13 protein-coding genes and 2 tRNA genes are annotated in these 18,636 nt (G+C 62.0%); 9 read left to right on the forward strand and 6 right to left on the reverse strand.

What is annotated here, in order from left to right; all coding sequences use genetic code 11:
- Nucleotide 1: 1 nt before the first annotated feature.
- The 3 genes from ACO06R_RS10385 to ACO06R_RS10395 are packed head-to-tail and all read right to left on the reverse strand — an operon-like array spanning nucleotide 2 to nucleotide 3,203.
- Nucleotides 2-481, reverse strand: a complete 480-nt coding sequence (locus tag ACO06R_RS10385; protein ID WP_421849047.1) for a cytochrome c-type biogenesis protein — start codon at nucleotides 479-481, stop codon at nucleotides 2-4.
- An 11-nt stretch (nucleotides 482-492) separates the two neighbouring features.
- Nucleotides 493-2,472, reverse strand: coding sequence for a heme lyase CcmF/NrfE family subunit (locus tag ACO06R_RS10390; RefSeq protein WP_421849050.1), 1,980 nt, complete (start codon nucleotides 2,470-2,472; stop codon nucleotides 493-495).
- Nucleotides 2,472-3,203: a Crp/Fnr family transcriptional regulator gene (locus tag ACO06R_RS10395; RefSeq protein ID WP_421849053.1), complete on the reverse strand. Its 732-nt coding sequence runs from the start codon at nucleotides 3,201-3,203 to the stop codon at nucleotides 2,472-2,474. Before ACO06R_RS10395 ends, ACO06R_RS10390 begins: the two co-directional genes overlap by 1 nt.
- A gap of 336 nt (nucleotides 3,204-3,539) precedes the next feature.
- Between ACO06R_RS10395 and ACO06R_RS10400 the strand changes: the two genes are divergently transcribed.
- Entirely contained in the window at nucleotides 3,540-5,810 is a 2,271-nt protein-coding gene (locus ACO06R_RS10400; RefSeq protein WP_421849056.1) for a hypothetical protein, read from the forward strand.
- Nucleotides 5,811-5,873: 63 nt separating this feature from the next.
- Nucleotides 5,874-6,251 (forward strand): Rap1a/Tai family immunity protein, encoded by a 378-nt coding sequence (locus ACO06R_RS10405; RefSeq protein ID WP_421849058.1) that lies wholly within the window; start codon nucleotides 5,874-5,876, stop codon nucleotides 6,249-6,251.
- A gap of 31 nt (nucleotides 6,252-6,282) precedes the next feature.
- On the opposite strand, the gene ACO06R_RS10410 is transcribed toward ACO06R_RS10405, so the two are convergent.
- Both ACO06R_RS10410 and ACO06R_RS10415 read right to left on the reverse strand, forming a co-directional pair.
- Complete coding sequence (locus ACO06R_RS10410) at nucleotides 6,283-7,203, reverse strand: ChaN family lipoprotein (RefSeq protein ID WP_421849061.1); 921 nt, start codon at nucleotides 7,201-7,203, stop codon at nucleotides 6,283-6,285.
- Nucleotides 7,204-7,366: 163 nt separating this feature from the next.
- Nucleotides 7,367-7,441 (reverse strand) — tRNA-Asn (locus ACO06R_RS10415).
- A 120-nt stretch (nucleotides 7,442-7,561) separates the two neighbouring features.
- Between ACO06R_RS10415 and ACO06R_RS10420 the strand changes: the two genes are divergently transcribed.
- Nucleotides 7,562-7,855 (forward strand): hypothetical protein, encoded by a 294-nt coding sequence (locus ACO06R_RS10420; protein WP_421849064.1) that lies wholly within the window; start codon nucleotides 7,562-7,564, stop codon nucleotides 7,853-7,855.
- Nucleotides 7,856-7,902: 47 nt separating this feature from the next.
- Here the strand turns inward: ACO06R_RS10420 and ACO06R_RS10425 are convergent, their stop codons facing one another.
- Nucleotides 7,903-10,092 (reverse strand): methyl-accepting chemotaxis protein, encoded by a 2,190-nt coding sequence (locus ACO06R_RS10425; protein ID WP_421849067.1) that lies wholly within the window; start codon nucleotides 10,090-10,092, stop codon nucleotides 7,903-7,905.
- A gap of 396 nt (nucleotides 10,093-10,488) precedes the next feature.
- Between ACO06R_RS10425 and ACO06R_RS10430 the strand changes: the two genes are divergently transcribed.
- From ACO06R_RS10430 to ACO06R_RS10455, 6 genes are all read left to right on the forward strand, one after another.
- Nucleotides 10,489-10,562 (forward strand) — tRNA-Cys (locus tag ACO06R_RS10430).
- 309 nt (nucleotides 10,563-10,871) lie between these two features.
- Entirely contained in the window at nucleotides 10,872-11,540 is a 669-nt protein-coding gene (locus ACO06R_RS10435; RefSeq protein ID WP_421849071.1) for a protein-L-isoaspartate O-methyltransferase family protein, read from the forward strand.
- A gap of 130 nt (nucleotides 11,541-11,670) precedes the next feature.
- Nucleotides 11,671-13,029: a TolC family outer membrane protein gene (locus ACO06R_RS10440; protein ID WP_421849075.1), complete on the forward strand. Its 1,359-nt coding sequence runs from the start codon at nucleotides 11,671-11,673 to the stop codon at nucleotides 13,027-13,029.
- 136 nt (nucleotides 13,030-13,165) lie between these two features.
- Nucleotides 13,166-14,029 carry a DUF2497 domain-containing protein gene (locus ACO06R_RS10445; RefSeq protein WP_421849078.1) on the forward strand — a complete coding sequence of 288 codons (864 nt, stop codon included), beginning with the start codon at nucleotides 13,166-13,168 and terminating at the stop codon, nucleotides 14,027-14,029.
- Nucleotides 14,030-14,111: 82 nt separating this feature from the next.
- Nucleotides 14,112-16,985, forward strand: a complete 2,874-nt coding sequence (locus ACO06R_RS10450; protein ID WP_421849081.1) for a valine--tRNA ligase — start codon at nucleotides 14,112-14,114, stop codon at nucleotides 16,983-16,985.
- A 321-nt stretch (nucleotides 16,986-17,306) separates the two neighbouring features.
- The gene (locus ACO06R_RS10455; protein WP_421849084.1) at nucleotides 17,307-18,542 is read left to right on the forward strand and encodes an outer membrane protein transport protein; all 1,236 of its coding nucleotides are present in this window, start codon (nucleotides 17,307-17,309) and stop codon (nucleotides 18,540-18,542) included.
- Nucleotides 18,543-18,636: the final 94 nt, after the last annotated feature.

Genomic DNA, 18,636 nt, shown 5'->3' on the forward strand with positions numbered 1-18,636 from the left:
TTCAGTCTCCCTGAAGGATGCGTTGTGCGGCTTCGCGATCCGCGCTGCTGAAATCGGACGCAGTGCGCGCCGGTTTGCCGCGGTGATAGGCGAAGACCATGCCTGCGCCGATCAGCAGGCAGAACACCGGCGCGAGCCACAGGATGTAGGTGTGCCGGTCGACCGGCGGTTCGAGCAGGACGTAGTCGCCGTAGCGATCGGAGATGTAGTCGACGACCTGGTCGTCGTTATCGCCGGCCTCGATGCGTTCGCGAACGAGCATGCGCAGGTCCGCAGCCAGTGACGCGTTCGAATCGAAGATCGACTGGTTCTGACACACCATGCAGCGCAGGTTGCGGCCGATATCGCGGGCGCGCTGCTCCTTGGCCGGGTCCTCGAACATCTCGCCTGGATTGATCGCCATGGCCGGGCCGTGGGCGAAAGCGGCGATCGTCAACCCGGCCGCCAGCGCGGCTATGGTTCTCAGTTTCGTTCGCAGCATTGTCTGCACTCCTATTCAGCCGGCTGCAGGGCCGGGGCGGGCGTGCGCCGCGGCGCACCGATCCGCAATCGGCGGTCAGACAGCGAGATCATGCCGGCCAGCGTGATCATCAGTGCTCCGAACCACATCCACGGCACGCCGGGGTTGTAGTAGAAACGGGTGACGAAGCTGCCGGCGCCATTCGGATCGCCAAGCACGGCGTAAAAGTCGCCATGCCAGCGCGCCGAAATCCCGGCTTCGGTGGTCGGCTTCTTCTCGACCGGATACCAGCGCCGTTCGGGGTACAGCAGCGTGACCAGTTCGCCGTCACGCTCCACACGGACGGTGGCGACGGAGGACTGGTAGTTCTTGCCTTGCGCCTGGCCGACTTCGACCAGTGTGTACTGGTAGGGTCCGACATCGACCGCTTCGCCGAGCGCCTGGACCTGGATGGCCTCTGCCTTCCAAATCGAAACGGCGATAACGCCTGCGGCTGCGACCGCGACACCGGCATGGCCGATGTAAAGGCCCCAGGCCGAACGTGGCAGACCGATCAGGCGGCGCAGTGCAGTGACCGTGCCGATAGAGGGCACGCCGGCGCGGCGCGCCATGTCCCAGAGAGAGGTAACGATGAGCCATACGGCGACAGCGATGCCGAACAGGCCGGCCGGGTCGGCGAGTTGGAAGATGAGGGCAATGGCGGCTGTTACGATCAGGGTGACGCAAAGGCAGGTCAGCGAAGCACGAATGGCTGCGCCGCGATTCGCCTTCTTCCAGGCCAGGAACGGCCCGATGCCTGCCGCGACCATCACGATCGCAAAAATCGGCAGGAAGGTCTGGTTGAAGTAAGGCGCTCCGACGGTGATCTTGTCGCCGGTCGCGGCATCGAGGAACAGCGGATAAAGCGTGCCGATGAAGACGACCGCGCAGGCTGCCGCCAGCAGCATGTTGTTCAGGAGCAGGCCGCTTTCGCGCGAAGCGACATCGAAGGTTCCGCTGTCGGCGATACTGCGCGCACGCCAAGCATAGAGTGCCAGTGCGCCGCCGATATAGAGGACCAGGAGCAGCAGGATGAACATGCCGCGTTCCGGGTCGTTGGCAAAGGCGTGCACCGATGACAGAATGCCAGAGCGGACCAGGAAGGTGCCGATCAGGCTCAGGCCGAAGGTGAAGATCGCCAGCAGGATCGTCCATTTGAGCAGCGCATTGCGTTTTTCGACGACGATTGCCGAGTGCAGCAGCGCGGTGCCCAGCAGCCAGGGCATGAAGGACGCGTTTTCGACCGGATCCCAGAACCAGAAGCCGCCCCAACCGAGTTCGTAGTAGGCCCACCAGGAACCGAGCGCGATACCGGCGGTCAGTCCGGCCCAGGCGAGCAGGATCCACGGGCGCATCCAGCGCGCCCAGGACGGGTCGACGCGCCCGGAGATCAGTGCGGCGACGGCGAAGGAAAAGGCAGTCGAAAAACCGACATAGCCGACATAGAGCAGCGGCGGATGGAACGCGACGCCGGGGTCTTGCAGCAGCGGGTTCATGCCCTGTCCGTCAAGCGGCGGATTGGGAATGCGCACGAACGGGTTGGACGTCAGGATGATAAACGCCAGAAACCCCGTGCCGATCATCGCCTGGGTGGCCAGCACCAGTGACCGGATGGTCACCGGGATCATGCGCCCGAACACCGAAATCAGGATGCCGAACAGCGCCAGGATCAAGACCCAGAGCAGCATCGACCCCTCGTGGTTCGCCCACACGCCGGTGACCTTGTAGAGGGTCGGTTTAGCGGAATGCGAGTTGATGGCGACGTTGAGGACCGAGAAATCGGACACGAGATAGGCGTGGGTCAGCACGCCGAACGCGGTGGCAACCGCAATGAACTGGATTTGCGCTGCCGTGTCGGCCATGCGCATGGCCGAAGCCGACTGCGTCTGGACACCCCAAAGCGGCACTGTTGCCTGAACGATCGCCGCGACAAGCGCGATGCACAGGGCGAAATGGCCGAACTCGACGATCATCAAACCGCCTCCTTGTTCGCATATGTTGGTGTGATCGGAAAACGACGTTCCAGGGCTTCCAGATCGGGAACGACGTAGTCTGTCGGTGAGATGAAAACCGTCAATCCGGCCTTCTTGATTCGTCCGAGGATACGGCTGACCGTTTCGGAGTTGAGCCCGAGATAGTCGGCGATATCCTCCCTCGTCATCGGCAGGTTGACGCGGGCTTGGCGACCATTGAGCCTGCCTGTGCGGCGCGCCATCTCGGACAGGAAGAAGCAGATACGCTCCATGCTGTCGAGGCGGCCGAGAGCGACGATGTGGGCGGCTGATTTCTCGAGCCGGTTATGCACCCTCCGGAACATGTCGAGCGCAAACTGCGGATCGTTGCGCAGGATGCCGGCGACCTGCGAGAGATCGACCTCGCAGATCATGCAGTCGCACAGCGCCTCGATCCATCCCTGGGCGCCGTCGATTGCAGAAAGGCCGCAGGTGAAGTCACCGGGCGTTTCCAGTTCGACGATCTGCCGGCGGCCATCGGCCAGCGTCGTGCAAAGCGCCGCTGTGCCCGATAGGACAACCCAGAAGCGCAGACAACTCCCGTCGTCGACGGACAGGCGGTCGCCGCGCAGCAACTGGCGAAAGGAGTGGCTACACGCTTTGTGCCGATCGGGCAGAAAGCTGCAAAGGTGGTGCTCGCACAACTTGCATTCCGCACCGTTGATTGTCGCGACGCGACGATTCTCGTCCACCAGATACATTGTCCGGTCACGTCCCCCTTTTGTGGTGGCCGGGCGTGAACGGAGCGCTACGCGTGACCTTATGACATCACGATACAGGCCGGGGAATTGACTGCCTTGCGGTAGATCAACTGCCCTTGGGAGAGCGGGATACCGGCCGTCCAAAACGCAATTTCTGACTCATGTCAGGGCCGGCCCGTGGTGTTCGATCTACCCCATGATTGGCCGTATGCGATTCCGCATGCGCCCAGCGTCCAGGGGAGATAAACCGTGAAACGCATAGGCTTAATACTCACTTTTCTAGCAGGCGCGGCACTATCCGCGGTTGCACAGGAGGTTCCTGAGAAGGTGGATGCAGCCGTAGCCGAGGAAAAAGGCTGCCTGTCCTGCCACGAGGGAATCGAAAAATTCACAACCGGCGTCATGATGGAGACCATCGAAGCGATGGGCCCCGATTACAATGACCCGGCTGGCTGCGTCGTCTGCCACGGCGGCACGCCGACAGGCCTGACCGCCGAAGAGGCCCACGCCGGTACCCCTGCCGAGCTGGCCGAAGCGGGCGGACCGCATATGTTCTACCCCGATCCGGGCGCGCTTTGGATCGCCGACAAGAGCTGCGGCCAATGCCATGAAGGCTACGCCGAACGCCTGACCAAATCGCTGATGAACACCGAAGCAGGCAAGCTGCAGGGCAACCTGTGGTCCTGGGGCGTCATCGATACCCATCGCTCGGTCTATGGTAACTACGATCTGGTCGATGAAGACGGCAATGTGCCGACCGTTGGTACCGATGCCTACAAGGCTTACATGGTCGCGTTCACGGAAGCGCATCCCGACCAGATGCCTGATTCGATGCAGCAGGTTCCGGACGTCGATGTCGACGCGATCTCCGAGCATCCGAACCTCGCCGGCATCACCTATTCGCGCCAGCAGTGCCAACGTTGCCACGTCGGCGTGACCGGCCGTGAGAAACGCGGCGATTTCCGGGGCGCCGGTTGTTCTTCGTGTCATGTTCCCTATTCGAACGAGGGCCTCTATGAAGGCAACGATCCGACGATCGCCAAGGACCAGCCCGGCAAGCTGCTGACCCACCAGATGCAGGGTACGCGCAAGTCGAAGGTCAAGCACGGCGATGTCGAGTATTCCGGCATTCCGTCGGAGACCTGCAACTCCTGCCACAACCGCGGCAAGCGCATCGGCGTGAGCTATCAGGGCATCATGGAGTTCCCGTATGGTTCGCCTTACAACGAGAAGGGCGGCAAGCAGCCGAAGCTGCATACGAAGAACTATGTCTACGTCAAAGAGGACCTTCACCACGCAATCGAATCGCGTGATGGCAACCCGGCCGGAGGCATGCTCTGCCAGGACTGCCACACCACGGTCGACATGCATGGCGACGGCAACCTTCCGGGAACCACGCTGGCCCAGGTCGAGATCGAGTGTGAGGACTGCCACGGCACTGTCAGCAAGTACCCGTGGGAGCTGCCGCTCGGTTACGGTGAAGAGCACGACACCGACATCGGCGACACACCGCGCGGCCTGACGGACGATGTCACTGCCGAGCAGTATTTCGCAGAGGTCTACGATGCCGAAGACGGCTATCTCGTGACCGCACGCGGCAACCCGTTCGGCAACGTCGTCAAGAAGGGCGAGAAGGTCATCATGCACTCTGCATCCGGCCTTGACTTCGAAGTGCCTGTCCTCAAGCAGATCGCTGCGGACGGTACCTGGAAGAGCCCGAATGCCGAAGTCGCCATGATGAGCGTCGGACGTCACATGGAAAGCATGGAGTGCTATGCCTGCCACGCAGACTGGGCTCCGCAGTGCTATGGCTGCCACATCACCGTGGACTACTCCGAAGGCAAGACCGATGTCGACTGGATCAACAACGCCAACTCGCGTGGCGAGAACGGTCTGACCGCCGACAACGAACTGGGCACCAACGGTCTCACCGGCCCGGGCAAGGTTTCTGAGACCCGCTCCTACCTGCGGTGGGAAGAACCGACCCTCGGCATCAATGGTGAAGGCCGCGTCAGCCCGCTCATGCCCGGCTGTCAGGTGATCACAACCGTGATCGACAAGGACGGCAATACGGTTGCGCACAACGAGACCTGGATGACCCCGGATGCCGGCGGTACCAAGGGCCTCGACCACGCCGCCGTTCAGCCGCACACTGCCGGTCGCGAAGCCCGCACCTGTGAAAGCTGCCATGACAACCCGAAAGCGCTTGGCTATGGCATCAGCGGTGGACGGTTCATGAAAGGCTACGAGGATGGCTTCACGGTCGATCTGGAAACTGCCGAGGGTGAAATCATCCCGCAGCAGAGCCAGTTGCAGTCCCAGCCTGTCCCGTCTCTCGACCACGATCTCAGCCGGATTGTCACCGAGGATGGCGAGCAGTTGGTCACAGTCGGTTCGCACTGGCCTCTGACCGGCCCGCTGCCGCAGGAAATGCGCGAAAAGATGGAGCGCACCGGCCTGTGCATGGGTTGCCACCAGAACATGACCAACGAGGACCTTTGGGACAAGGTCAGCACTCCGGGGTTCGTCAACAACGAACAGCATCAGGAAGTGATGAACCAGGCCCTGCAAGCCCTCGCTGAGAAGAAGTCCCAATAATGGAACGAACCGGGCGGCGTCCGCGCCGCCCGGTCACCAAATCCGCTATCAGGAGCAGATCAAATGCGTTCAATCCTTGCAACGACCGCCACGCTAGCCTTGCTGGCCAGCGTTGCTGCCGCCCCGGCGGACTCCTTCTCGGGAACCGGCTATCTAGCCTCGGACTTGCTTTCTCCCTGCCAGGAGTCGGACAATGACGCGCGTTGGGGCGAATACGCGGAAACCGAGTGCGAACAGTATATCCTCGGCTTTGTGGATGCGCTGAAAGAGGTGGGAGCGACCGGACCGGACACGGGTCTTTGCCCGCCGGAGGTCAACACCGCCGACGAAGTGCGCTGGGCCTATATGCGCTGGGTGCACAAGTCCTACACGAAACGAACAAAAATGCCGGCGGCGGACGCCCTGTTCGCCTCCCTCAAGGAAAACTTCGCCTGCGAATAAGGCGACAAGCGATCCTCATTGGGCCCCTGTGTCACTGCTTGCCGAGATGTTCGGCGAGTTCGGCGCAGGGGTCTTTGATTTCGACGCGCTCGGTAAACAGGACATAGTCGAAGGGAAGGGACGTGCCGCCGTCCTCCAGATAGTCCTCGAAGCGCTCCAAACCCGTGACAACCTCGATCTGCCCGACTGCCAGGGTTTCGGCCTCGCCGGTCAGCTTGCCCAGCACATAGGGCACGCCCCAATCGGTGCGGACATGGCCATTGCCGGCGACGAGAACCGCACCGCCTTTGTCGGCATTGTCCTGCATCGCCACGGCCATTGTCAGATCCCGGGTTTTTTGTATGCCCAGCATCGGCGCAATCGCCTCTTCGGGCAGCAGATTGCAGTGCGACAGCTTCAGTTCGGCGATCAGCGCGTCATCCTGCTCGGCGGAGTAGCTGACCGCTTGCGGCTCATCGACGGGAGCGGCTTTGTCCGTGTCGTCCGCATGCGGGTTTCGCCGGTCCATGCCGCCGGCGATGAGCGGCAGTTTGGCCGCCGCTGCAACGGCGGCTATGGGCTCGTAGATCACCCAGTCGGGCCAACCGAGCATCTCCCAGTGCAGTTCCTTGCCAAGACCGGCGGTGTCGGGAGCGTCGCTGGTGTTGAAGGTGTCGAGTACGCGTTGGAAGGCGCGCGGCACCATCTCCAGCACCACCGCTGGCGTCCTGTTCGCGGAGAGGTGGCTGATCAGTTCCGCCTGCAGTTGGTGATGACCCGGATTCGGGTGGGTTTCGCCGATGAGGACGTATTCCGCTCCCATCGCGTGCTCGAACAACGCCGCAAGGCCGGTCTGCTGGCCGTTGCCGGTCCACACCGTATCGACAAGCGGATGCGGGGCGCTGTCACCGGCATTGGCCGCAAGGGGAACTGCGAGACAGAGTGCGGCGAGGCCGCGAAATGCGGATTTCATGCGATCAAACTCCGGGGATCGTAACGAAGAACCGAATTATCGCAGCAGGCGCCAAGGTCAATCGCCGACGGGTACTGTGAGGCCACGGACTTGTCCGTGCAGCGGATATTGGGCAGGGCGGCAAAGCAAAAGGGGCTGGCGCAAGGCCAACCCCTTTGAAAACTGGCTCCCCGGGCCGGATTCGAACCAGCGACCAACCGGTTAACAGCCGGTTGCTCTACCGCTGAGCTACCGGGGAATAGCGCTCAGGCTGAAGCGAGCCTATATCAAAGGTCGCTCCGATTTGCCAAGGCGGAAATGGAACTTTTTTATCTGATGCTGCGCGGGGAATGCAAAGCGCCTCTATGGAGGCGGATCGATGCCGATCGAGCGTGACACGGTGGATGCCGACAGCCGGGCGGAGCATGCCGCAACGATACGCACAATCCGGGTTCTCGGGCGGCAGATCCGCATTCCCGGCAGAAAATCCGGGCGCGTCGCGCTGGGGATCGCCCTGGTGCTGGGCGGCACGCTGGGCTTCCTGCCGGTGGTCGGCTTCTGGATGCTTCCGCTTGGCATCCTGGTGCTGGCGCACGACTTCAGGTCGGTTCGGCGATGGCGGCGCAAACTGTTGTTGCGCTGGGCCGGGCGGCGCAGGAAGCGCGGCAGATAAAAAAGGGCCGCCAGCGGCGGCCCAGTGTTTTCCCTTGGTGCTGCTTGTTATGCTGCTCGCGCCGCATCGCGAACCGCAGACTTCCGTTCGACCTTGAAGCGTCTGACCTGCTCGGCCAATCCCATCGCCTCGCTTTCCAGACCCTTCGTGGCATCGTTCGATTCCTGCACCATGCTCGCATTGAACTGGTTGTCGCGATCGACTTCGGCGATGCGGCTGTTGATTTCCTGGATGGCGATCGACTGCTCGCGCGCGGCAGTAACAATCGCCAGAACCTCGTCGCGAACCGTGTCGACATGCTGGGCGATGTCGCGCAGCGAGCCGCCGGTCTCGTTGACGAGGGTCACGCCGTTCTGCACCTCCTGGACCGAGTTTCCGATCAGTGTGGAGATGTCCTTGGCCGCGTTGGCCGAGCGTTGGGCGAGTTCGCGCACCTCCTGGGCGACGACAGCAAAGCCCTGACCGGCTTCTCCGGCGCGCGCCGCCTCGACGCCGGCATTGAGCGCCAGGAGGTTGGTCTGAAAAGCGATGTCGTCGATGAGCGAAATGATCGCCTTGATCTCGTCGGAAGTCGACGCGATGCGCTCTATCGCCTGGATGGTTTCGCCGACGACCTCGGTCGACCGCGCGGCGTGTTTCGACGTTTCCTCGACCAGGGAGCCGGCGGTGTCGGCGCGTTCGGACGTGCTCTTGACGGTGGCTGACACTTCTTCCAGCGCGGCGACGGTTTCTTCCAGCGCGGCCGCCTGACGCTCGGTGCGCGAGGACAGATTGTCGGAGGACTCGCGCAGTGAGGAAACGCCGCTTCTGATCTCGTCGCTCGATTGCCGAACCGCGGAGAGCGCCTCGCCAAGGGCATCGAGAGAGGCGTTGAAATCGACGCGCAGGGCATCCAGGCGATCCGCGAAGCGCTGATCGATCCGGCAGTCGAGGTCGCCCTGGGCGAGCTTCTTCAGCCCGGCACCGAGCGAGTCGACGGCCATTTCGATTTCCTCGGAACGCCTGTTGCGTTCGCGGTCGGATTCGGCACGCTCCTGTTCCTTTTCCCGTGCCGAGCGGGCATCGTTCTCGCGCTGCTGTTCGTGGTTTTCCCGCGTCCTGGCAATGAAGGTCCGCACTGCCGTTCCCATCATGCCGATCTCGTCCTTGCCTTCGGCGTGGATGAGCTCGGTCTCGGTGTTGCCTTCCGTGAGCCGGCGCATGCTGGTAGCGAGCATACGCAGCGGACGCGTGACGGTGTAGGCCAGGGAGAAGGCAACCGCGAGCGTGAAAACGAATGCGATGAGGCTTGCGATGAGCGATGACCTGAACGTTGCCAGCTGGGCGTTGGCGCGCTTCGTGGCGTCTTCGCCGACCTTGGCGATCAGTTCCTGCTCAATGGTTTTCATTTCGGCGATCCGCCGGCTGGCGATTTCGAACCAGTTGGCCGCATCGAGCGTCGAAAGATCCGTCGACAGTCCGTCACGGCGCATTTGGCCGCGCATAGTGGCGATTTCGTTTTCGCCAGCCGCAGCGAGGCGCTGGATGACGGCCTCGCGCTGGTCTTCCGGCTGCAGTTCGACGAACCGTTCGAGCAAGCCGGTCTGGGCGCCGCCGCTGCGGAAGAAGATCGAAAATTGCGTTTCGTTAAACTCGCCCGCGCCGATGGCGCCGGCGCCAATGCCGCGCTCCTGGCCGGCCAGTTCCTTGGCCAGCATGAGATCGCCGAGAGCAAGCAGGCGGGCCGTCAGGTCGGCATCGCCGGTATCGAGCGCGATCCTGTCTTTCAGGCCAAGCAGGATGCTGACGGTTTCGCTGTACCAGGCAAAGCTCTCGCTGCCGGGGAGCGTCAGCGCGGAAATGCGTTGTCGCAGTTCGGCCAGCCCCTCCAGATGCGCCTCGATCTCCTCGATGTATTCGACGAGACGCGGATCGCCATGCGACATGATCTCGTCTTCGATTTCGCGAAACTTGGGGATCATCGCATCGACGTTGCGGCGCGCTGCGGCCACTTCATCGACCATTCTGGCGCCATTGCTGCCGATAAAGCCGGCTGTGGTGCCGCGCTCGATCTGGAACGTGTCGATCAACTGACCGATCTTGGCGATCTCGTTGCTCATCACGGAAAGCGAAGCCAGCTTTCGATAATCGGCATGGTTGGCGCGAATTGATGTTGTGACGACGAATGCGAGGACGGCGAGCGGTATGAATACTGCTGCGGCAAGGCGGATATTTACAGGTATGTCGATGATGCGCACATTGGCCCCCGTAGATAAACGAGAATGAAACCGTGATTTACTCGTCGAATTTTGGCGCGTGTGCTTAACAAATGACTTATCGGAAAACTGCGAAAATTCTGAAAACTGCAGTTTGTCGATGCGTTGATGGGGAAGTAATCAGGGGATACGTAACGTAAGTCTCTGTTCGCCCCATTCTGGAGCGCAAGCTAGCCGGTCTGCAAATCGCATGTCGGTCCCTGTTCATAGGCATGGAATGAGCCCGGATGGCGAAGGCGGATTCGGGGAATGCCCTTCGCAAGGAAGGTCGCCGGGCAAAGGCGTGCGACCGGTCGAAAATCTCAGTTCACGGCGTCAACGATGCTTGCCGGTCACGAAACGCTCTGCTAACAGGTCGCTCCGTACTGCAGACGGTACGGCCTCGTGGCGGAGTGGTTACGCAGAGGACTGCAAATCCTTGCACCCCGGTTCGATTCCGGGCGAGGCCTCCACCGGCTCTGTCAGGTAGCCGGCAGCGCATTTGAGCGCAGATCCATCGCAGCCGCAAAACGATTTCCCGTGACTGGATGAACCACAGTGCCATGCGCCAAGCGCGGCGCCGATGGTTGCCTGCGTGCAAATGGAAGCGGTGATCGGGAACACCGCCATTTACAGCCTTGCATGACATATTGGGCACTTGATCGTCGGATGGGTTGACCATAGAAGTCGGTAACGGGAGCGAACGGTCGGTTGGTGGCCGCGCGCGATGGCAGCCGGCTGCGGGTCGGGGCCCAATTCGGCAGAGAAGCAGGCGGTACACCATGGGGCAAAAATTCGCGCAACTGCGCCAGGCTATGGTCGATAGCCAGGTTCGCACCACCGACGTTACGGATCTGCGACTGATCGAGGCCCTTTTGGACGTGCCGCGTGAAGCGTTCGCGCCGGAAGCGCGCAAGGCCTTTGCCTATATCGACGATGACATCGAACTGCCGACGGACGGAGACGCTCCGCGTTACCTGATGGAGCCGTCGCCGTTCGCACGGCTCGTGCAACTGGCCGGCGTCCATGCCTCCGATCTGGTGCTCGATATCGGCTGCGGCACCGGTTATTCCTCGGCCGTGTTGTCGAAGCTCGGCAATGCCGTGATCGCTGTCGAATGCGATGAAGGATTGTCGACGGAAGCCACCGAAATCCTGAGCGAAAACGGCTTCGACAATGTCGCCGTGATTTCCGGTGATCTGGCGTCAGGCTGCGCCTCGGAAGGGCCGTACGACGTCGTTTTCCTCGGCGGCGCGGTGGATGATGTGCCGGAGGGATTGCTGGCGCAGGTCAAGGACGGCGGACGCCTTGTCGCGGTGGTCGGCAGAGGGTCTTCGGCGTATGCGACGGTGTTCACGCGCAACGGCGACAACGTGTCGTCGCGAAGGGCGTTCAATCTTGGCGTGAAGCCGCTTCCCGGTTTTCAGCGGGAAGCGGAATTCGCATTCTAGCGAAAACAGATGGTTGCCGCACGGCAACACAGCATTGCTAAATGATAGCGAGCGCGCGCAACGGGTTGAATCGGATCGGAGTTAACCATTAACTCTGTGATTGGCGTGAGCGTGTAGCGGGAAGGTACCCATGTTTAGAGTCTTCACTGCGACTTCGATGGTCTTCCTGGCTGCGTTTTCGTCGCAGCCCGCGTCGGCGGAGAGCATTTTCGGGGCGCTATCAAAGGCCTACGAGTACAACTCCCAGCTCAATTCGGCACGTGCCGGGGTGCGCGTGCAGGACGAGAACGTGCCGCTTGCCAAGTCCGGGCAGCGCCCCCGGGTCACCGGAACGTCCGGTATCTCCAATTCGTCCAGCTCGTCGGTGATGGGCGGTCTTGGCGTAACGAGCCTGACCTTCGGCGTCGATATCTCGCAGTCACTGTTTGACGGCTTCCAGACCCGCAACAATGTGCGTGCGGCGAAGGCCGGCGTGCTGGCCGAGCGCGAAAACCTCAGAAACACCGAACAAAATGTCCTGTTCGATACGGCGCAAGCCTTCATGGATGTGGTCCAGAACCGCCAGATCGCCGTGTTCCGCCAGCAGAACCTGGCGTTTCTGAACGAGCAGTTGCGGGCGGCCCAGGCCCGGTTCGAAGTCGGCGAGGGCACCCGCACCGATGTCGAGCAGGCGCGGGCAAGCCGAGCGGGCGCGCAGGCTCAGCTGGTTGCCGCAAGGGCCGCGACGGCCTCTTCGGAAGCCGTGTACCGCCAGTTGACCGGATCGGAACCGGGCCGGCTGCAGTCGGCGTCTTCGCTGCGAAAGGGCGTCCCCTCTTCGATCCAGTCCGCAGAGGCGATCGCTTTCAGCGAACACCCCGCGATCCTCGTGCGGAAGCACCTGATCGATGCCGGTCTGTTCAACGTGAAAGCGGCGGAAGGCGCGTTTCTTCCGTCATTGGGCCTGTCGGCGAGTGCATCGCACACCTATTCGGAGAGCAGCGCTGCGACGACGCATACGAATTCCGCGTCGATCGGCGCGACGTTGACGGTGCCGATCTACCAGGGCGGCAGCGCCAGCGCGACGGTCAGGCAACGCAAGGAACAGTTGGGGCAGGCGCGGATCGACCGCGATGTCACCTATGACAGCGTGCGCGCCGCGGTCACCTCGGCATGGACGCAGCTCCAGTCGTCCCAAGCGGCGGTCGCCGCCAACCGTGAATCGCTGCGGGCCGCGCGGCTGGCGCTGGACGGTGTAATCCAGGAACGCGATGTCGGCCAGCGCACCACGCTCGACGTGCTGAACGCGCAGGCGGATGTGCTCAATGCGCAAATTGCCCTGGCACAAGCCGAACGCAACACGGTCGTTTCCTCCTATGCGATGCAATCGGCAATCGGCCGGCTGACCGCGAAGCGCCTCGGACTGAATGTCCATATCCACGATCCGAAGGAACACTTCGATGCGGTTGCCGACATGTGGTACGGATTGCGCACCCCGGGCGGTCGCTGACCGCCAAGGAAGCCGGAAAGTACTTGTGAGTCTTCTATCTTCGCGTGCCGGCCGGGATTCTCACGAACCGCATTATCAGTTAGCCTGACACCACGAATCGCCAGACAGTTCGGCATTGTTTGCAAGTAGGGGTCCGATGGCACAGAGTAATGCACTGAGCGACAAACCGTCCATGGACGAGCTCCTGGCGTCGATCCGCCGGATAATCGATGCCGAGGAAACGGTGTCGGAACCGGCTGACGCGAATAGTGCCCAGGCTGTGTCGCGCCTGCGCGGAAACGAGGCATCGCCGGAGCAAATCGACACGGTGCCGCCGCCGGCAGACAACGACCAGAAGACAACGGCCGCCGGCGCGCCGCGCGCCATGCCGACGCAGCAGCCGCAGACGCGGCGCATCGAAGCCGAACCCAAGCCCGAAAGCGATATCGTCGAAACCGTCGCCCGTTACATGCAGCAGGAGCGCGAAAGGGCCGGCCGGGACGATGAAAAGCCCGTGAAAGCGCCGGATGCGGGGTTCCTGCCGGTTGCGAAGGCGGCAGCAGCAGAAAGCCGGACGCCTGACATTCAGGAAACACCTGCGCGCGCTAACCGGGAGATGCCGGAGAGCGAGGCACCGAAACCCAATCGCCAGGCGAAGTACAATGCGCGTTTCTCTCCGGAAGACGATGGCGCGTTCAAGAAGGTCGGCAGCACAATTCGCGGTTCGCTCGACCGGGCGGAGCCCGGTTTCCCCGCGCCTCGGGTGTCGGTGTCTGAACCGGCAAAGAAGGATGTTTCGCTCGCCCTGACCTCGGAGACGGTCTCGCGCGCGGTCTCCAGATCGTTCGACGACCTTTCGGGTCATCTTGCCGGCACGCGCGAGAAACTCGACGGGATGGCGGAGGATCTTCTGCGCGACATGCTGCAGGAATGGCTCGACAACAATCTGCCTGCCATCGTCGAACGGCTGGTGCGCACCGAAATCGAGCGCATCGCACGAGGCGACCGGCGAACGGCTTAAGGCGCCGCTGTTTTGTTGACAGGCGCTTGCGCACGGTTCTACACGGGCGCGTCATTATCGATACCGCCTGCGGAACCTCCAGATGCTCGACAAGACCTTTGACGCCGCCAGCGTCGAACCGGCAATTGCCAAACGATGGGACGAAGCCAACGCTTTCGCGGCGGGAGCCGGCGCGCGCGAAGGCGCCGAGCCGTACTGCATCGTCATCCCGCCGCCGAATGTCACTGGCTCGCTGCATATGGGTCATGCGCTCAACAACACGCTGCAGGACATCCTGATCCGCCATCAGCGCATGCTCGGCAACAATGTGCTGTGGCAGCCGGGTATGGACCATGCGGGCATCGCCACGCAGATGGTGGTCGAACGCAAGCTCGCCGAAGAAGGCCAGAACATGTCGCGCCGCGATATGGGGCGCGAGAAGTTCGTCGAGCGGGTCTGGCAGTGGAAGGGTGAATCCGGCGGCCAGATTTTCCAACAGCTCAAGCGCCTCGGCGCGTCCTGCGACTGGTCGCGCGAACGCTTCACCATGGATGACGGCCTGTCGGCCGCCGTGCTCGAAGTGTTCGTCCGGCTCCACAAGGAAGGGCTGATCTACCGCGGCAAGCGGCTGGTCAACTGGGATCCGCAATTCGAAACCGCGATTTCCGACCTCGAGGTCGAGAACAAGGAAGTCGACGGCCATATGTGGCATTTCAAGTACCCGTTGGCCGGCGGCGAAACCTATCGGTACGTCGAAAAGGACGAGGACGGCAATGTCATCGCCGAGGAAGAGCGCGACTACATCTCGATTGCGACGACGCGGCCGGAAACAATGCTCGGCGACGGCGCGGTGGCCGTTCACCCGTCAGATGAACGCTATGCACCAATCGTCGGGAAATTGTGCGAAATTCCTGTCGGACCGAAGGAGCACCGGCGGCTCATTCCAATCATCACCGATGACTATCCGGACCCGGCATTCGGCTCCGGCGCAGTCAAGATCACAGGCGCGCACGATTTCAACGACTATCAGGTCGCCAAGCGGAACGGAATTCCACTTTACCGGTTGATGGACACGCGTGCGGCGATGCGCGCCGACGGTGCCGACTATGCCACCTGCGCCGCCCAGGCGATGCAGATCGCCAGGACCGGCGAACTGCCTGGCGAAGCCGAAGTCGATGCGATCAATCTCGTGCCCGACGAGTATCGCGGTCTTGACCGTTTCGAGGCGCGCAAGCGGATCGTCGAGGCGATCAGCGCGGAAGGCCTTGCAGTAACGGTTGCCAACGATGAAGGGGAATCGGTTCCGCTCGTCGAGGCAAAGAAGATCATGCAGCCCTTCGGCGACCGGTCGCATGTGGTCATCGAGCCGATGCTGACCGATCAGTGGTTCGCCGACGCGGCGACGCTGGCTGCGCCGGCGATCGCCTCGGTGCGCGAGGGGCGTACCGCCTTCGTTCCGAAGACCTGGGAGAACACCTATTTCAACTGGATGGAAAACATCGAGCCGTGGTGCGTTTCTCGCCAGCTTTGGTGGGGTCACCAGATCCCGGCCTGGTACGGTCCGGACGGAACGGTGTTCGTCGAGAAAACGGAAGCCGAGGCGGCGGACGCCGCGCGCGCCCATTACGGCGAGGGTGTCGAGCTGGTGCGGGACGAAGACGTGCTCGACACGTGGTTTTCGTCGGCTCTGTGGCCATTCTCGACGCTTGGATGGCCGGAACAGACAGAGGCGCTGAAGGTCTGGTATCCGACCAATGTACTGGTCACCGGCTTCGACATCATTTTCTTCTGGGTCGCCCGGATGATGATGATGGGCCTGCACTTCATGAAGGACGCGGACGGCACGCCGATCGAGCCGTTCTCGACGGTGTATGTGCACGCCCTGGTGCGCGACAAGTTCGGGCAGAAGATGTCGAAGTCGAAGGGCAATGTCATCGACCCACTCGAACTGATCGAGGAGTATGGTGCCGACGCGCTGCGCTTCACGCTGGCGATCATGGCCGCGCAGGGCAGGGACGTGAAGCTCGATTCCTCGCGCATCGCCGGCTATCGCAACTTCGGCACCAAGCTGTGGAACGCCACCCGCTTCGCGCAGATGAACGGGGTCGCGCGCGATCCGGCGTTTCGCCCCGAAGACGCCGGGCTGCAGGTCAACCGGTGGATCCTGACGGAGTTCGCGCGCACGGCACAGGAAGTGTCAACCGGAATCGAGCAGTACCGGTTCAACGATGCCGCGAGCGCGGCCTACCGGTTCGTCTGGAACACGTTTTGCGACTGGTATCTCGAACTGCTCAAGCCGATCTTCAGCGGCGAGGACCAGTCGGCCAAGGCCGAGACACAAGCCTGCGCGGCTCATGTTCTGGACGGCATTTACGCCATGTTGCATCCGTTCATGCCGTTCATGACGGAGGAGCTTTGGCGGTTGACCGATAAAGAACGCGAGACACTGCTGTGCCATGCGGAATGGCCGCAGCCGGAGTTCGAGGACGATGATGCGGCGTCCGAACTGAACTGGCTGATCGAACTGGTGTCCGGCATTCGCTCGGTTCGGGCAGAGATGAACGTGCCGGCGGCCGCGACCGCACCGCTAGTCGTGGTCGGCGCGGACGACCGCACGCGCGACCGGCTGCTGCGGCACGATCCGGCTATCAAGCGTCTCGCCCGTGTCGAGGACATCATCGTCGAAAGCGTGGTTCCGGCCGGATCGGCGCAGATCGTCATCGGAGAGGCGACGGCGTGTCTGCCGCTGGGCGGACTGATCGACATCGAAGCGGAACGGGCGCGGCTGCAAAAGGCGGTTGGCAAGGTCGAGAAGGACCTCGCCAAGCTGGAAGGCAAGCTTGCCAACGAGAAATTTCTTGCCAATGCGAAACCGGAGATTGTTGCCGGCGAGCGCGAGAAACTTGAGGCTGCTCGGCAGGAAAGCGATTCGCTTTCGGCAGCGCTGGCGCGCCTGGATGAGTTGTCAAGCGCCTAGGCGTCGACAATGCCGCCATTTGGTGGCCTCCTTCGGGCGCCTTTTCCGTGTGTGTGACAGTTTTACAACAATTGAGAAAAGCGACCGAGAATTATACTCCGGCATTCAAAAACAGCTCGGAATCGGCGGATTTCGGGCTGTTCGTGATTCTCAAACATCTTTGACGTCAACGTAAACTGCTCGAATTCGCGGGCGCGCGGTGGATTGCGTCTGTCCGCGGGGCAAACATGGCGTAAATTTGGGCAGAATGTGCTTGAAACATGGCCGGTGTCTCCAGCAAGAATATTGGGGAGCAAACATTTGGAGGGCCGGGTAGGATCAATGGCTAATCTGAGGGGCATGGGCAAGAAAACTGGAACTAGCGTTCTCGTTACTGGTATCGCAGGCGCGGTCGCGCTGGCAGGCGCGGCGCAGGCGGGCGGCTTCAGCCGCGGAACCGCAGACACGGATATCCTTTTCGAAAGCGGCAAATTCGCCATGCGCATCGGCGCGGCGCATGTGATGCCGCAGCGCGGCTACGACACGATCACATCGCCGCTGCTGGGCGGAACGGTAAACGGTACGGACGGAAATTACACGGACAGCTACACTGTACCATCGGTGGCCTTCAAGCTGCAGGTCGTGGAGAGCGTTGCGTGTGCGGGTACTCATACCCACTCGTTTGGTGCGTCGGCTACCTATGGATCGCAGGCAATCCTGGCCGGTAAGGCCGACGGCACCGGCACGGTGAGTGAGGGCTTCACCACCAATGAGTTCGGCCTGACTTGTGGCGCGAATTTTGATGCCGGGCCGGGCCAGGTCTGGCTGATCGGCGGCGTGTTCATGCAGGACTTCGACTATGCTCAGGTGGTCGAGTTCGCCAGTTCCGCGAGCCTCGGCGCCTTGGCGAATACGCGGGCAACCTTGTCGTTTGATGACGAATACCGGCTCGGTTATCGGGTGGGAGTCGCTTACGAAATTCCCGAGATCGCGCTGCGCGGTCAATTGCTCTATCGCTCCGCAGTTGATCACACGCCGAATTCCACCCAGGGCTCTTTCGCCACGATCGCCGGTGCGGCGCCAACTTTCGGTTCCGGTACTTTGCCGCAATCTCTGGAACTGAAACTGCAGAGCGGTGTGGCGCCGGGAACACTGGTTTTCGGATCGGTCAAATGGACTGACTGGTCGGTTCTGCAGACCCTGAACTACACGATTACGGCTGGTCCGGTGGCAGGACCACGGTTGCTTGAGTATTTCTGGAAGGACGGTTGGACGATCTCCGGTGGTGTCGGTCGTCAGTTCAACGATACAGTTTCCGGTTCGTTGAGCCTAACGTGGGATCAGGGCGTTTCGACCACGGAGGACGCGCATACCGACACCTGGACCGTGGCCGGCGGTGTTGCTGTCGCAGCCGGCGAACGCGGCGAATTCCGGTTCGGTGGCGCTGTGAGCTACCTGACCAGCGGCTCCGTCGCCGCCGAGGCAGTGCCAGGCAGCGGTCCGGGCAACACTTTTGCCTACACGGTCGATAATGATTGGTCCTATGCGGTCGCCGGTTCGTTCAAGGTGAACTGGTAAGCTACACAGAACGTAGAGACGACGAAAAACCCCGCCGCTTGCGGCGGGGTTTTTCGTTGCCCGCACGATGGTTTTTCCCTCCCGACAGGCCGTC

Source organism: Oricola sp. (genome assembly GCF_965230365.1).
Taxonomy (GTDB): domain Bacteria; phylum Pseudomonadota; class Alphaproteobacteria; order Rhizobiales; family Rhizobiaceae; genus Oricola.

Bases quoted from the DNA above. Each gene is read 5' to 3' on its own strand.
- ACO06R_RS10385 (WP_421849047.1), bottom strand. From the start codon at position 481: ATGCTGCGAACGAAACTGAGAACCATAGCCGCGCTGGCGGCCGGGTTG.
- ACO06R_RS10390 (WP_421849050.1), bottom strand. From the start codon at position 2,472: ATGATCGTCGAGTTCGGCCATTTCGCCCTGTGCATCGCGCTTGTCGCG.
- ACO06R_RS10405 (WP_421849058.1), top strand. From the start codon at position 5,874: ATGCGTTCAATCCTTGCAACGACCGCCACGCTAGCCTTGCTGGCCAGC.
- ACO06R_RS10410 (WP_421849061.1), bottom strand. From the start codon at position 7,203: ATGAAATCCGCATTTCGCGGCCTCGCCGCACTCTGTCTCGCAGTTCCC.
- ACO06R_RS10420 (WP_421849064.1), top strand. From the start codon at position 7,562: ATGCCGATCGAGCGTGACACGGTGGATGCCGACAGCCGGGCGGAGCAT.
- ACO06R_RS10435 (WP_421849071.1), top strand. From the start codon at position 10,872: ATGGGGCAAAAATTCGCGCAACTGCGCCAGGCTATGGTCGATAGCCAG.
- ACO06R_RS10440 (WP_421849075.1), top strand. From the start codon at position 11,671: ATGTTTAGAGTCTTCACTGCGACTTCGATGGTCTTCCTGGCTGCGTTT.
- ACO06R_RS10445 (WP_421849078.1), top strand. From the start codon at position 13,166: ATGGCACAGAGTAATGCACTGAGCGACAAACCGTCCATGGACGAGCTC.
- ACO06R_RS10450 (WP_421849081.1), top strand. From the start codon at position 14,112: ATGCTCGACAAGACCTTTGACGCCGCCAGCGTCGAACCGGCAATTGCC.
- ACO06R_RS10455 (WP_421849084.1), top strand. From the start codon at position 17,307: ATGGCTAATCTGAGGGGCATGGGCAAGAAAACTGGAACTAGCGTTCTC.